14 protein-coding genes are annotated in these 14,365 nt (G+C 69.0%); 6 read left to right on the top strand and 8 right to left on the bottom strand.

Features of this window, described 5'->3' with window-relative positions; all coding sequences use genetic code 11:
• Nucleotides 1–47: 47 nt before the first annotated feature.
• Nucleotides 48–194, top strand: a complete 147-nt coding sequence (locus OHB49_RS28660) for a hypothetical protein (protein ID WP_329163902.1) — start codon at nt 48–50, stop codon at nt 192–194.
• Here OHB49_RS28660 and OHB49_RS28655 read toward each other — a convergent pair.
• The 3 genes from OHB49_RS28655 to OHB49_RS28645 all read right to left on the bottom strand — a co-directional run bounded on the left by OHB49_RS28655 (nt 184) and on the right by OHB49_RS28645 (nt 2,014).
• Nucleotides 184–759, bottom strand: coding sequence for a TerD family protein (locus OHB49_RS28655; protein WP_030925919.1), 576 nt, complete (start codon nt 757–759; stop codon nt 184–186). The two genes, OHB49_RS28660 and OHB49_RS28655, sit on opposite strands and share 11 nt — an antisense overlap.
• A 170-nt stretch (nt 760–929) precedes the next feature.
• A complete protein-coding gene (locus OHB49_RS28650; RefSeq protein ID WP_030925918.1) occupies nt 930–1,388 on the bottom strand; it encodes a peroxiredoxin in 459 nt (152 codons plus the stop codon).
• Between the two features lie 188 nt (nt 1,389–1,576).
• Nucleotides 1,577–2,014: a DUF3052 domain-containing protein gene (locus tag OHB49_RS28645; protein WP_030925917.1), complete on the bottom strand. Its 438-nt coding sequence runs from the start codon at nt 2,012–2,014 to the stop codon at nt 1,577–1,579.
• Between the two features lie 499 nt (nt 2,015–2,513).
• On the opposite strand from OHB49_RS28645, the gene aceE reads away from it, so the two are divergent.
• Nucleotides 2,514–5,246, top strand: coding sequence for a pyruvate dehydrogenase (acetyl-transferring), homodimeric type (gene aceE / locus OHB49_RS28640; protein ID WP_030970332.1), 2,733 nt, complete (start codon nt 2,514–2,516; stop codon nt 5,244–5,246).
• A gap of 84 nt (nt 5,247–5,330) precedes the next feature.
• Here the strand turns inward: aceE and OHB49_RS28635 are convergent, their stop codons facing one another.
• Both OHB49_RS28635 and OHB49_RS28630 read right to left on the bottom strand, forming a co-directional pair.
• Nucleotides 5,331–5,717 (bottom strand): peptidase inhibitor family I36 protein, encoded by a 387-nt coding sequence (locus tag OHB49_RS28635; protein ID WP_030970330.1) that lies wholly within the window; start codon nt 5,715–5,717, stop codon nt 5,331–5,333.
• Between the two features lie 197 nt (nt 5,718–5,914).
• Nucleotides 5,915–7,402 (bottom strand): MFS transporter, encoded by a 1,488-nt coding sequence (locus OHB49_RS28630; RefSeq protein ID WP_443079674.1) that lies wholly within the window; start codon nt 7,400–7,402, stop codon nt 5,915–5,917.
• A gap of 240 nt (nt 7,403–7,642) precedes the next feature.
• Between OHB49_RS28630 and OHB49_RS28625 the strand changes: the two genes are divergently transcribed.
• The 3 genes from OHB49_RS28625 (at nt 7,643) to OHB49_RS28615 (ending at nt 10,819) form a co-directional block, all read left to right on the top strand.
• Nucleotides 7,643–8,338, top strand: coding sequence for a TetR family transcriptional regulator (locus OHB49_RS28625; protein ID WP_052189425.1), 696 nt, complete (start codon nt 7,643–7,645; stop codon nt 8,336–8,338).
• A gap of 224 nt (nt 8,339–8,562) precedes the next feature.
• On the top strand, nt 8,563–9,783 hold the full coding sequence (locus OHB49_RS28620; RefSeq protein ID WP_030970326.1) for an alpha/beta hydrolase: 1,221 nt from the start codon (nt 8,563–8,565) through the stop codon (nt 9,781–9,783).
• A 76-nt stretch (nt 9,784–9,859) separates the two neighbouring features.
• On the top strand, nt 9,860–10,819 hold the full coding sequence (locus tag OHB49_RS28615) for a DUF4429 domain-containing protein (RefSeq protein WP_329163900.1): 960 nt from the start codon (nt 9,860–9,862) through the stop codon (nt 10,817–10,819).
• A 283-nt stretch (nt 10,820–11,102) separates the two neighbouring features.
• Here OHB49_RS28615 and OHB49_RS28610 read toward each other — a convergent pair whose 3' ends face one another.
• Both OHB49_RS28610 and OHB49_RS28605 read right to left on the bottom strand, forming a co-directional pair.
• On the bottom strand, nt 11,103–12,119 hold the full coding sequence (locus OHB49_RS28610) for an aldo/keto reductase (protein WP_329163899.1): 1,017 nt from the start codon (nt 12,117–12,119) through the stop codon (nt 11,103–11,105).
• Between the two features lie 5 nt (nt 12,120–12,124).
• Complete coding sequence (locus OHB49_RS28605; protein WP_030970319.1) at nt 12,125–12,580, bottom strand: MerR family transcriptional regulator; 456 nt, start codon at nt 12,578–12,580, stop codon at nt 12,125–12,127.
• A 112-nt stretch (nt 12,581–12,692) separates the two neighbouring features.
• On the opposite strand from OHB49_RS28605, the gene OHB49_RS28600 reads away from it, so the two are divergent.
• The gene (locus OHB49_RS28600) at nt 12,693–13,517 is read left to right on the top strand and encodes a serine hydrolase domain-containing protein (protein WP_329163898.1); all 825 of its coding nucleotides are present in this window, start codon (nt 12,693–12,695) and stop codon (nt 13,515–13,517) included.
• Between the two features lie 31 nt (nt 13,518–13,548).
• On the opposite strand, the gene OHB49_RS28595 is transcribed toward OHB49_RS28600, so the two are convergent.
• Entirely contained in the window at nt 13,549–14,205 is a 657-nt protein-coding gene (locus OHB49_RS28595; RefSeq protein ID WP_329163897.1) for a pirin family protein, read from the bottom strand.
• Between the last annotated feature and the right edge of the window lie 160 nt (nt 14,206–14,365).

Raw genomic sequence — 14,365 nt, 5'->3', positions numbered from 1 at the left:
TGTGTCCTCCCCGAGTCGATGAACCGTCTGTCTGTGACCGTCTATCGATGAACCGTCCGTCGACGGACCGTCTGTTGTGCGCGTCCGGCGCCGCACTGGGTGCGGCGCCGGACGGGGACGTGCTGGACGTGGCCCGGGCAGTGCCTTCGCAGGCGCCGCCCGGTCACGCCTTCTGGACCGTGCTCAGACGTTGACGCCGAAGTCCTGCGCGATGCCGCGCAGGCCCGAGGCGTAACCCTGACCGATGGCACGGAACTTCCACTCCGCACCGTTGCGGTACAGCTCGCCGAAGACCATGGCGGTCTCCGTCGAGGCGTCCTCGCTCAGGTCGTACCGCGCGAGCTCGCTGTTGTCGGCCTGGTTGACCACGCGGATGTACGCGTTGCGCACCTGGCCGAAGCTCTGCTGGCGGGACTCGGCCTCATAGATCGAGACCGGGAAGACGATCTTGTCGACATCGGCCGGAACGCCGGCCAGGTTCACCTTGATGACCTCGTCGTCGCCCTCGCCCTCACCGGTGAGGTTGTCACCGGTGTGCTCGACGGAGCCGTCGGGGCTCTTGAGGTTGTTGAAGAAGACGAAATTCCCGTCGTTGCCGACCTTGCCCGCCGCGTTCGTCAGCAGGGCGCTGGCGTCGAGGTCGAAGTCTCCGCCGGTGGTGGTACGGGCATCCCAGCCGAGACCGACGATGACCGCGGTCAGGTTGGGCGCGGCCTTGGTCAGCGAGACGTTGCCGCCCTTGCTGAGGCTGACTCCCACGAGTCCTCCCATTGGTTTCATCAGAGGCCGACAGGTGCCGGCGCCTCCGTCGTGCGTTGGCATCGGATCAACGAGTGGATCCTAGTGACCGGTTCCCGGCCAAAACAGGCTTTTGGCCGGGAGCCCGGGAGATCGCCCGGATCGTCGCCGGAAGATCCGCCGAATCCGGATCAGATCGCGTCGAGGGCCTTGACGTAGTCGTTGAGGTCGCGCGCGTCGGGCAGGCCGTTGACGACGGTCCAGCGCACCACGCCCTCCTTGTCGATGATGAAGGTGCCGCGCACCGCACAGCCCTTCTCCTCGTCGAAGACGCCGTAGGCCCGCGAGGTCTCGCCGTGCGGCCAGAAGTCCGAGACCAGCGGGTACTCGAGGCCCTCCTGCTCGGCGAAGACACGAAGGGTGTGGATGGAGTCGTTGGAGACGGCGAGGAGCTGCGTGTCGTCGTTCTCGAACTTCGGCAGCTCGTCGCGGAGGGCGCAGAGCTCACCCGTGCACACGCCGGTGAAGGCGAACGGGTAGAACAGCAGGACCACGTTCTTCTCGCCGCGGAAGTCGGAGAGCTTCACGGTCCGGCCGTGGTTGTCCTTGAGCTCGAAATCCGGGGCCTTGGTGCCGACCTCGATCGCCATGGATACGCGTCCCTTCACTGCTTCACCGGGCTGGGCTGTCCGGGTGGACTCCCACCCTACGCAGAGCCCTTCCGCAGGGCCGTCGCGGGCCACGCGCCGCCCGCGCACCGACGCCTGCGGGCCCGCTCCCGGGCATACGAAGACCCCCGCCGGTGCACGACCGGCGGGGGCCTCGTGGTGAGTGCGGTTCAGCGCTTGGCTTTGGCCGACTTCGGGGTGACAAGACGGCTGCCCGTCCAGTCCTTGCCCGCATTGATGCTCTTGGTCTGGGAAAGACCGGCTGTCTGTGCAGCCTCGTTGATGTCGCTCGGTTCGACGTATCCCTCGCGGCCGGTCTTCGGCGTCATCAGCCAGACCGCACCGCCGTCCTCGATCAGACCAATGGCATCCACCAGCGCGTCCGTAAGGTCGCCGTCCTCGTCGCGGAACCACAGCAGAACGACGTCAGCGACGTCGTCGTAGTCCTCATCGACGAGTTCCTGGCCGGTAGTGGCCTCAATGCCCTCACGGAGCTCCTGCTCGACGTCGTCGTCGTAGCCGATCTCCTGGACCACCTGTCCGGGCTCGAACCCCAGCCGTGCAGCCGAGTTGGTCCGTTCCTCCGCGTGGTCCGCGGTCGCGCTCACGGGTTGCCTCCTGATCATGTTTCGGAAAATGCTTCAGCCACGCGCGTGCGCGGGGCGTTGGCCGTAGTCCACACGGGCGCGGCGGATCGCGCAAGTACCCAGCGTGCGAGACCGCCTAAACGGTGACGTTCCCTGCCACGTCGCCGCACGATCGGCATGTCCCTTGCGGGGCCCGACGCTGCCGTCCACACCCTTTACGTGCTTGAACAGCATTACGTCCTTGAACAGCTTATGCCGTTTCGGTCCGCCAATCGGAGTCGAACAGCCTTTGGGAACGCTTGGACGGGTTGGGCGTATGGTTGCGGTTTGGTCCCACCCGTCTGCCGAACCGTCCTCGCGCACCGGACGTGATGTCTCACAACCTGACGGTTACCCCTGGGTAGAGATGACGTTTGCGTCCTCGCGGTACACGATGGTGATGACGTACATGCATACATCCCGGGGGCATGCCTCCCGTTATCAGGCCCCGTAGAGCACCACCGAACAGCGAAGGAACAGCGTGGCTTCCGGATCCGATCGCAACCCGATCATCATTGGCGGCCTTCCGAGCCAGGTCCCGGACTTCGATCCCGAAGAAACCCAGGAATGGCTCGACTCCCTCGACGCCGCCGTCGACGAGCGCGGGCGTGAGCGGGCCCGCTACCTGATGCTCCGGCTCATCGAGCGCGCGCGCGAGAAGCGTGTCGCCGTGCCGGAGATGCGCAGCACGGACTACGTGAACACGATCGCCACGAAGGACGAGCCGTTCTTCCCCGGCGACGAGGAGATCGAGCGCAAGGTCCTCAACGCGACCCGCTGGAACGCGGCCGTGATGGTGTCGCGCGCCCAGCGCCCGGGGATCGGAGTCGGCGGCCACATCGCCACGTTCGCCTCCTCCGCCTCGCTGTACGACGTGGGCTTCAACCACTTCTTCCGGGGCAAGGACGACGGCCTCGGCGGCGACCAGATCTTCTTCCAGGGGCATGCCTCCCCCGGCATCTACGCCCGCGCGTTCCTCCTCGACCGGCTGAGCGAGGCGCAGCTCGACGCCTTCCGCCAGGAGAAGTCGAAGGCGCCGAACGGCCTGTCCAGCTACCCGCACCCGCGGCTGATGCCGGACTTCTGGGAGTTCCCGACCGTCTCGATGGGCCTCGGTCCGCTGGGCGCGATCTACCAGGCCCGGATGAACCGGTACATGGAGGCGCGCGGCATCGCTGACACCTCCCAGTCGCACGTCTGGGCCTACCTCGGTGACGGCGAGATGGACGAGCCCGAGTCACTCGGCCAGCTCTCCATCGCCGCCCGTGAGGGCCTGGACAACCTGACCTTCGTGGTCAACTGCAACCTGCAGCGCCTCGACGGCCCGGTGCGCGGCAACGGCAAGATCATCCAGGAGCTGGAGTCGCAGTTCCGCGGTGCCGGCTGGAATGTCATCAAGCTGGTCTGGGACCGCTCCTGGGACCCGCTGCTGGCGCAGGACCGCACGGGCATCCTGGTGAACAAGCTGAACACCACGCCCGACGGACAGTTCCAGACGTACGCCACCGAGACGGGCGCGTACATCCGTGAGCACTTCTTCGGGGACGACCCGCGGCTGCGCGAGATGGTCAAGGACATGTCCGACCATCAGATCCTGCACCTGGGCCGCGGTGGTCACGACCACCGGAAGGTGTACGCGGCGTACGCGGCGGCCAAGGCCCACAAGGGCCAGCCGACGGTGATCCTCGCGCAGACGGTCAAGGGCTGGACCCTCGGGCCGAACTTCGAGGGCCGCAACGCGACCCACCAGATGAAGAAGCTCACGGTCGAGGACCTCAAGCGGTTCCGCGACCGGCTGCACATCCCGATCACGGACAAGCAGCTGGACGAGGGCTACCCGCCGTACTACCACCCGGGCCGCGACTCGGAAGAGATCCAGTACATGCACGACCGCCGCAAGGGTCTGGGCGGCTACGTCCCGACCCGTGTGGTGCGCGCGAAGCCGCTGGTCCTTCCCGAGGACAAGACGTACGCGACCGCGAAGAAGGGTTCGGGCCAGCAGTCGATCGCCACGACCATGGCGTTCGTCCGCATCCTGAAGGACCTCATGCGGGACAAGGAGATCGGCAAGCGTTTCGTGCTGATCGCGCCCGACGAGTACCGCACCTTCGGCATGGACGCCTTCTTCCCGAGCGCGAAGATCTACAACCCGCTGGGCCAGCAGTACGAGGCGGTGGACCGCGATCTGCTGCTCGCGTACAAGGAGTCGCCGACCGGTCAGATGCTGCACGACGGCATCTCCGAGGCAGGCTGCACGGCGTCGCTGATCGCCGCGGGTTCGGCGTACGCCACGCACGGCGAGCCGCTGATCCCGGTGTACGTCTTCTACTCGATGTTCGGTTTCCAGCGCACCGGTGACCAGTTCTGGCAGATGGCCGACCAGCTCGCGCGCGGCTTCGTACTGGGTGCGACCGCCGGCCGTACGACGCTTACCGGTGAGGGTCTGCAGCACGCGGACGGCCACTCGCAGCTGCTCGCATCGACGAACCCGGGCTGCGTCGCGTACGACCCCGCCTTCGGGTACGAGATCGCGCACATCGTCAAGGACGGTCTGCGCCGGATGTACGGCGAGAACAGCGAGGACGTCTTCTACTACCTCACCGTCTACAACGAGCCGATCCAGCACCCGGCCGAGCCGGAGAACGTGGACGTCGAGGGCATCCTCAAGGGTGTCTACCGCTTCAGGAGCGGCGAGAAGGGCATGATCCCGGCCCAGATCATGGCGTCCGGTGTGGCGGTCCCGTGGGCGGTCGAGGCGCAGCAGATCCTCGCCGACGAGTGGAACGTCAAGGCGGACGTCTGGTCGGCGACCTCCTGGAACGAGCTGCGCCGCGAGGCCGTGGAGGTGGAGCAGTACAACCTGCTGCACCCGGAGGAGGAGCTGCGCGTCCCGTACGTCACGCAGAAGCTCTCCGGCTCCGAGGGCCCGTTCGTGGCGGTCTCCGACTGGATGCGTTCCGTGCCGGACCAGATCGCGCGCTGGGTGCCCGGCACGTACCAGTCGCTGGGTGCGGACGGCTTCGGCTTCGCCGACACGCGTGGCGCCGCCCGCCGGTTCTTCCACATCGACGCGCAGTCGATCGTCCTCGCGGTGCTCACCGAGCTCGCGAGGGAGGGCCGGATCGACCGTTCGGTGCTGAAGACGGCGATCGACCGGTACGAGCTCCTGGATGTGGCCGCGGCCGATCCCGGCGCGGCCGGCGGCGACGCCTAGGCACGACCGGCGTACGAGTCGAGCCGAAGGGCGGCGGACCTCCTGGTCCGCCGCCCTTCGGCATCCCCCCGGCCGGCTCTGCGGTCAGTTCTCCCAGATCTTGAATGCCCTGACCTGGTACGGGGACTGCGGCACCCAGGTCCCGCCGCCCGGATACGTCTCGAACTCGCCGGTCTCGGCGCACTCCGCGGACTGATAGGTGGTGACGGGACGGCCGGTGCGGTTGGCGAGCGCCTGGGCCTTGCTGCCCGGCGGCAGCGGGACACAGCTCTCGATGTCGGTGCCGGACAGCTCATGGATCTGCCGGGCGCCGGTGAAGTCCGGCTTCGCCCAGAAGCAGAGCTGACCGCTCCCGCATGTCCCGAGGCGTACCGGCGCCGTGTGCGCGGCCGGTGCGGTCTGCGACGCCGAAGCGGCCGCCGGGATCAGTGCGGTGGCGGCCAGTACGGCGGCAAGAACGGTCGTGCGCATATCAATCAACCCCCGTGGTGGTGTGCATCAGTTGCACGCACCCTGACCTGCGGGACAGCGCCACCGGAAGGGGCTCCGGGCCACACCACCCGGATAGGCGACAGCCCCGCCGGAGAGGTTCGGCGGGGCTGTCGTATGCGCTGTGTTGACGCTCGGGCGTCATCGGCGCGAGGGGCCGGCGAGGACCGGCGGCGGGGTCAGATGTGGCCTGCGCCCGCGCCCGCCTCGGCGTTCTCACCGCGCTTGGTGAGCGTGGCGACCAGCGCCGCGACCACTGCGACGATGCCGGCGACCATGAACGCGGTGCTCATGCCGGACACGAACGTGTCATGCGCGACGTTCGTGATCTTCTCCACGACCGGCGCGGGCAGTCCGGATCCCACCGGCGGAATGCCGACCTCGACGACCGAGGACGCCTGGTCCAGCTGCTGGGGCGAGAGCGGCGGAAGCTTCGCGTCCGCCCAGTTGCCGGCGAGGTGGGAGTCGACCTGGGAGGCCATGACAGCGCCCAGCACCGCCGTACCGAGGCTGCCGCCGACCTGCATGGAGGCCTGCTGCAGACCGCCCGCGACACCGGAGAGCTCCATCGGGGCGTTGCCCACGATGACCTCGGTGGCGCCGACCATCACCGGGGCGAGGCCGAGGCCGAGCAGACCGAACCAGATGGACATCGTCGCCGTGCCGGTGCCGGTGTCCAGCTGCGACATCCCGAACATGGCGACCGCGGTGCACACCATGCCGCCGACGAGCGGGACGCGCGGGCCGAGCTTGGTGATCAGCACGCCCGCGAGCGGGGAGCCGACGATCATCATGCCGGTCAGCGGCAGCAGGTGCAGACCCGCGTCGACGGCCTTCATGCCGTGCACGTTCTGCAGGTAGAAGGTGACGAAGAACAGTCCACCCATGAAGGCGAATGCCATCAGCACCATCAGGACCACGCCCGCGGACAGCGGCACCGAGCGGAACATCGCCAGCGGGATCAGCGGTTCCCTGACGTTCTTCTGCGAGAAGGCGAACACCGCGAACAGGCCCACGGCGGCCACCAGGAAGGCGACCGTCTTGAAGTCGCCCCAGCCCCACTCGGCGCCCTTGATGAGCGCCCAGATCAGGCAGAACATCGCCTGCGACAGCAGCACGATGCCGCCGATGTCGAAGGAGCGCGGTGCGTTCTCGGCCCGGTGGTCCTTGAGGATCACCACGCCGAGCAGGAGTGCGATCACACCGACCGGCACGTTGATGAAGAAGACGGACTGCCAGCTGACGTGCTCGACGAGCACACCGCCGAGGATCGGGCCGCCCGCGGTCGATGCACCGATGACCATGCCCCAGATGCCGATCGCCATGTTGAGCTTCTCGGCCGGGAAGGTGGCGCGCAGCAGGCCGAGCGCGGCCGGCATCAGCAGGGCGCCGAAGAGGCCCTGCAGCACCCGGAACGTGATCACCAGGGCCACGCTGCTGGAGAGGCCGATGGCCCCCGAGGCCGCGGCGAAGCCCACGACCCCGATCAGGAAGGTCTGGCGGTGGCCGAACCGGTCACCGAGCTTGCCCGCGGTGATCAGGGAGACCGCGAGTGCGAGCATGTAGCCATTGGTGATCCACTGGACCTGGGCGAGCGAGGCGCCCAGGTCCTGCTGGATGGCGGGGTTGGCGATCGCGACGATCGTGCCGTCGAGCGCGACCATCATCACGCCGATGGCCACGGAGAAGAGCGTCAGCCAGGGGTGGCCGCGCAACCCCTTGGCCGGGGCGGGAGGGAGGGTGTCCTGCGGCTCCCGCGACGCCTTTTCTACGGTGGTCTGACTAGTCATGCCCGGGAGATTAGTGTCAGTCACTGACAGTTGACAAACCATTTCACAAGCCGGTAACTGTCTCGTAGCTCACAGGTTCACCGAGCCGGACAAAATACCAGAAAGAGGACCAGTTCAGTGACCGACGGGCAGCGAGCCGTGGAGCACCCGACCGGACTGCGCGAGCGCAAGAAACGACGCACCCGGGACGCCTTGCTGCACGCCGCCCTCGAGCTCTTCACCACCCAGGGGTACGAGGAGACCACCGTCGACGAGATCGTCGACGCCGTCGACGTCTCCCAGCGCACCTTCTTCCGCTACTTCGCCAGCAAGGAGGAGACCACCTTCGCCGTCCAGGAGATGGTGGAGTCGCGCTTCCTCTCGGAGCTGCGCCAACGACCCGCCACAGAAAGCCCGTTCGAAGCCATGCGCAGCGCGGTGCTGTGCGCCTGGAACAGCATCGGGGAAGCGATCGAGGAACTCGTCACGGTCGAACTCCACATGCGTACGTACCGGATGATCGAGTCGACCCCCTCCCTGCTCGCCGCCCATCTGCGGCGCAGCATCGATCTGGAGAACCAGATCGCCGAGGTGATCGCCGCGCGCGAGGGTCTCGACATCGCGACGGACCCACGGCCGCGGGTCGCCGTCGCCGCATTCTCCGGGGTGATGCGGGTGACCGGTCAGCTGTGGGGGCAGGGGCGGGACACCAGCGTCGACTCGCTCAGGACGCTGACCGAGATCTACCTGGACCATCTCGGAGCCGCACTCGTGGGGAACTGGCACGCACCGGTCGAACGGACTGCCGAGACACCTCACACCTGCGCCGGGTAGATCAGCGCCTCGATGTGCCGAATACCTCAAAGAGGAACATGACGGACTTCACAACAGCCGTGCCACGACTGCCACATGCGGCGTCCGCGAGGCATGGGAGTTCGCCGGAGCGTGCGCGGAGCGCGCACGGAGCGTAAGGAAGCACCCCTTCAATTCCCCATGGACGGGTGATGTGTGTCACCCGCTTCACAGCTGCCGTCGCGCGTCTCCTAGTGTGGGCGGCAGTGACTTCCTTCGACTCCTCCCCCACGCTGACCGCATGGCGCGCACTTCTCGCCGTCGCGGTCGTGTTCGTGATGCTGGCGACCACAGGCTGGACCGCCGTACGTCACCAACGCTCCGACGAGCCACGCGACATCGCACTCAGCTCCTGGGCGCGGGGCCGGATAGCGGGTCACCCCCTGCCGGACGCCGATGCGTCCCCGTACCGGCTGGCCAAGTTCTTCGCCTCGCTCACCGCCGCGCAGCGCACCGCTCTCGCCGACAAGTACCCCTTGGTCGTCGGCAATCTGAACGGCGCCCCGGTCACCCTGCGCTACCACGCCAACCGGCGGGCCCTGGTGCAGGCGCGGGCGGTCGAGCAGCAGCGCATGCACGACGTCCGGCTCTCCCCCGACGGCCGCGGCGACGCGCTCCGCCGGATGGAGCGATTCCGGTCGATGCTTGCCCACGGCCGGCACTTCCTGGCCTTCGACCCGTCCGGGAAGGGCCACGCCGCCGAGGTGTTCGGCGACCTCGACAGGGCCGAGCGGGTCTCGCTGGTCGTGCCCGGTGTCGACACCAGCCTGCTGACGCTGGAACGGACCGGGCTCAAGGTCAACGCCGCGCCCGTCGGCATGGCGAAGTCGCTGTACGCGGCGGAGCGCGCCGCGAGCCCCGGCACCCGTACCGCGGTCATCGCCTGGGCCGACTACACCGCGCCCGCGGGCATCGGGATGGACGCGGCCCTGGGGAACCTCGCCGAGCGCGGGGCCGTCCGGCTCACCGCGCTGGTCGACGCCCTGCCCGGCATGTCGAAGATCTCGCTGTTCTGCCACAGCTACGGCTCCGTGCTGTGCGGTGTCGCCGCGAACGAACTGCCGTCCAGGGTCGCCGACATCGCGGTCGCGGGCAGCCCCGGCATGCGGGCGAAGAACGCCGCGCAGCTGCACACCACGGCCGATGTCTGGGCGATGCGGGACCGCGACGACTGGATCCAGGACGTACCGAACATGGAGGTCGGCGGACTCGGCCACGGCGCCGATCCGGTGGACCGCGGCTTCGGTGCGCGCATCGTCTCGGCGGGCGACGCGATCGGGCACAGCGGCTATTTCGAGCCGGGCACCGAGAGCCTCAGCAACTTCGCCGCCATCGGCGTCGGTGCCTACGATTCGGTGACCTGTGCGAGCGCCGACAGCGCCTGTCGCGACGGAATTTCCGGTGCCGAGGTCGTCCGACGCGCGTAGATCACCGCAACTGCCGGTGAATTGCGGTCCGCTCGGAGGGGGGACGTGCGGACGAGTGCCGCATACGATGAGGCACATGGGTGATGTGCTGGCCGGAATTCATGCCACCTGGGAGTTCGACACCGACTCCGTGCTCATCCGCTTCGAACGGGGAATCCGCACGCCGAGGCTCTTCCAGAGCCTGCGTGAACGCCGCATTCCGCACGCGGCGTTGTCGTCGGTGACACTGACCCCGGGCAAGCGAGGCACGGTGGTTCTGCATGCGGTGCCGAGACCCGGTGCCGATCCACTGCTGGAAGCCGCGGCCGGGCAGCTGAAGGACGGCAGCGATCCGTACCGGCTGGTGCTGCCCGCGGAACGCGAGACGCTCGCCGAGTACTACGCGGACGAGCTGCGCGCGCTGCTCGGCCCGGACGCGGCCGAGCCCGCCGAAAGATTCCTGGTCGCGGCCCCCGAGGCGCCGATGCACTTCAAGGCGTACGACGGCAGGGCCAGCTTCGACGGGGACCGGATCTCCTTCCGCTGGTTCTGGACGGGTGCCTCCACGGCGAAGTGGAAGGCGGGCGACCAGACGTTCCCGGTCAGCGAACTGAGCGGGGTCGAGTGGCGCTCGCCGGAGGCCTTCGACGGCTATCTGCGACTGGTGCCGCGCGGCGCCCGGAACACGGACGACGGGGCGGGCACGGGCATGCCTCCCGCTACGGGCAAAGGCGCGGCGGCGCTCCGTACGGACACCGCGGCGCCCGGTGTCCAGGCGTCTGCCCCACGGCCCACCCAGGCCGACCAGGACCCGGCCGCGGTGATCTTCGGGCTCGGCTACGGCCCGGTGCACGAGTCGCTGCCGTTCGCCGCCGCCGTGCTGGAGTCCGTGCGCAGGAGACAGTCCACGCCCGTCGCCGTGCCGGCGAGTGCGGTGAGGCGCGATCCGGCGGACATCGCCGAGCGGATCCGGCACCTCGGGGAGCTGCACCAGGCGGGTCTGGTGACGGACGACGAGTTCAGCGCCAAGAAGGCCCAGCTGCTCGCGGAGCTCTAAGGGCTGTCCCGTAATCCCTGGTGGATCAGCGCGCGGCGTCGGATGCGGTCCATCGCAAGGCGGAGGAGCGTCCTCATTCCGGGATACCGGGCGCATTCGGGCGTTCCGACAACGGAGGGGGTACCCCCGTGCCGTTGAGGCTACGGGGGAGAGGTGCCGTAGCTGTCGTCGTGCACCCGCCAGGGATTACGGGACGGCCCTCAGCCGGCCGGACGGGGAGGACCAGCCCGTCCGGCCCTTGCCGGGAGAACGGCTCCGGGGCGCCCCGGACCTCCGGAAACGGCTACTCGCGCGCCGCCGACGTCGAGCTCATGTCCGGGTAGCGGTCGCCCGCCACCTGGCCGGCGATCGGCTCCAGCACGGCCAGCTCCTCCGGCGTGAGGGTGAGCCGGGTCGCCCCGACGTTCTCCAGCAGCCGGCTGCGCTTGCGGGTGCCGGGGATCGGGACCACGCTCAGACCGTGCACCCCGGCGCGCTGCTGCACCCAGGCGAGCGCCACCTGCGCGGCCGTCGCCCCGTGCGTGGCCGCGATCTTGTGGACGGGTTCCAGGAGCGCGGCGTTCGTCTTCGCGTTGTCGCCGGTGAAGCGGGGCTGGTACTGGCGGAAGTCGTCCTTGGACAGGTCCTTGGCGGCGTCGGCGAACGCCCCGGTCAGGAAGCCGCGGCCGAGCGGCGAGTAGGGCACGAAGGTCACCCCGAGTTCGACCGCCGCCGACACGGCGCTGCGCTCGACGTCCCGGCTGAAGAGCGACCACTCCGACTGCAGGGCGGCGATCGGGTGCACGGCGTACGCCTCGCGCAGCTCCGCGCCGGTCACCTCGCTCAGCCCGAGCTGCTTGACCTTGCCCTGCTGCACGAGCTCGGCCATCGCGCCGACGGACTCGGCCAGCGGCACGGAGGGATCGCGGCGGTGCATGTAGTACAGGTCGATGACGTCGGTGTTCAGTCGGCGCAGGCTGTCCTCGACGGCCTGGCGGATGTACGCGGGATCGTTGCGCACCGCCCGGTACTGCGGGTCGTCCTCCTTGCGCTCGATGGCGAACTTCGTGGCGAGCGTGATCTCGTCCCGGTGCGCCCCGACGAACGGGGCGAGGAACGTCTCGTTGGCACCGCTGCCGTAGATGTCCGCGGTGTCGAAGAGTGTGACCCCCGCCTCCAGCGCGGCCTCCAGGGTGTCCCGGGCGGCGGCTTCGTCGGTGTCCCCGTAGAACTCGCTCATGCCCATGCAGCCGAGTCCCTGCACGCCGACCTGCGGGCCGCCGTTGCCGAGCTCCACAGTTGCGATCTTGTTGTCGGTCATAAGGATCAAGGCCTTTCCGACGCCCGTCGGGCGCCCGCATAGAAGTCGATCTTGTAATCGAGGACGGCGAGGGTGTCCTGGAGCTCCGCGATCCGCGTCTTCACATCGCGGCGGGTCGCCTCCAGCAGCTCCTGCCGCTCCTCGAAGGTGTGCTCGCCCTCGCGCAGCAGCTCCGCGTACCTGACCATGTGGGCGACCGGCATCCCGGTCAGCCGCAGCTTGCCCACGAAGGCCAGCCAGTCCAGATCGCGATTGGTGAACCGGCGCTGGCCGGTGTGCGACCGGTCGACGTGCGGCATCAGGCCGATCCGCTCGTACCAGCGCAGGGTGTGTGCGGTGAGCCCGGTGAAGGCTGCGACCTCGCTGATGGTGTAGTGGTCCTGGCCCTCGGGGCGCGGATGCGCCCGTGGAGCCGATGCACAGGCGTCGGTCGTCGCGGTAGTGCTCTCCATCACCGTCATGACCTCCACGCTAGAACCTTGGAGTGCACTCGAAGCAAGCGCCACCGGCGACAGGTTTTCCGGCCACCGGCCGGATGCCGGGCGTTCGGCGGCAGGTCTTAGTCTCGTAGTCATGCAGAGCCTGGCGATGATCGAGAACTGGCCCGTCCCCACCGCGGCGGCCGCCGTCGTACGAGCGGACGGCACTGTCGTCGGCAGTCACGGGCCGACCGCGCACCGCTTCCCGCTGGCCTCCGTCACCAAGCCGATCGCCGCCTATGCCGCGCTCGTGGCGTTTGAGGAAGGCGCGGTGGAGCTCGACGAACCGGCCGGTCCCGAGGGTTCCACCGTCCGGCATCTGCTCGCGCACACCAGCGGGCTCGCCTTCGACGAACACCGGGTGACGGCCGCTCCCGGCACCCGGCGGCTCTACTCCAACGCGGGCTTCGAGGTGCTCGGCGACCACATCGCCAAGGCCACCGACATCCCGTTCGCCGAGTATGTGCGCCAGGCGGTCCTGGAGCCGCTGGGCATGGCATCGACGACGATGGACGGCTCGCCCGCCCGCGACGGCGTCTCGACCGTCGACGACCTGGTGCGGTTCGCGGCGGAGGTGCAGGCCCCGCGGCTGCTCGATCCGCGTACGGTGCTGGCCGCGCAGACGGTCGTGCACCCCGGCCTGAAGGGCGTCCTGCCGGGTTACGGCCACCAGAACCCCAACGACTGGGGGCTCGGCTTCGAGATCCGGGACCACAAGTCGCCGCACTGGACGGGCGGTTCCTCGTCACCCGCGACCTTCGGGCACTTCGGACAGTCGGGAACATTCCTGTGGATCGACCCGTCCGCGGGTGCGGCGTGCGTCGCCCTGACCGACCGCGCCTTCGGCCCGTGGGCGGCCGAGGTCTGGCCGCCGTTCACGGACGCGGTACTCGCGGAGCTCGTACGTTCAGCGGGGTAGCGCCCTCAGCCGGCTCCGGCCGGGGCCTCGCTCAGCCCGACAGCTCCCACACCAGCACCTGGGCCGGCACCTCGGCCACCAGCTCCAGCCCCACCGCCCCGGTGATCCGCGCCGCGTCCCCCGGACCGAGCGTCTCGCCGTCGAGCCGCACCTCGCCGTCGATCACGTGCACATACGCCCGCGCCGCGTCCGGCACCGCGGTGCGCTCACCGGCGGCCAGCCTGCGCACATGCAGCATCGCTCCGGCTTCCGGGAGGGCGTACGGGGTGGAGTCGGCGATGCCGGGGACCGTCGTGTACGAGGGTTCGCCGCCCGGCTCGATCGGCTCCAGCCACATCTGAAGGAACGTCAGCGGTATGTCCCCGTCGTTCCGCTCCACGTGGCGTACCCCGGCCGCCGAGCTGAGGTGCTGGACGTCCCCGGCCCGTACGACCGTGGCATGACCGGCCGAGTCCCGGTGGGTGAGCTCGCCCTCGACGACCCAGGTGACGATCTCCGTGTGGCTGTGCGGGTGTTCGTCGAAGCCCGCACCGGGCGCCAGCCGTTCCTCGTTGCAGGCCAGGATCGCGCCGAAGCGCAGGTTGTCCGGGTCGTAGAAGGACCCGAAGGAGAAGGCGTGCCGGGACAGGATGCCCGCGGCCTCGTCGCCGCCCGTATACCGGTCGTCCGCGCGCTGTACGGAAATCACGGGTCCACGGTAGCCCGGCCGGGCGCCCCTGTGTCCCGGTCCGGGAGGGCCGAATCCCGGTCGGGGACCGGCCGTGTCCCGGTCGGAGACGGGCCGTGCCCGGGTCGGAAACCGGCCATCCACTACCCGGCAGTACGACCCGCGGCCGCCCCGGCCCTCC

Source organism: Streptomyces sp. NBC_01717, from assembly GCF_036248255.1.
In the GTDB taxonomy this organism is placed as follows: domain Bacteria; phylum Actinomycetota; class Actinomycetes; order Streptomycetales; family Streptomycetaceae; genus Streptomyces.
The sequence above is the reverse complement of the archived record's forward strand: the minus strand, read 5'-3'. Positions and strand labels throughout refer to the sequence as shown.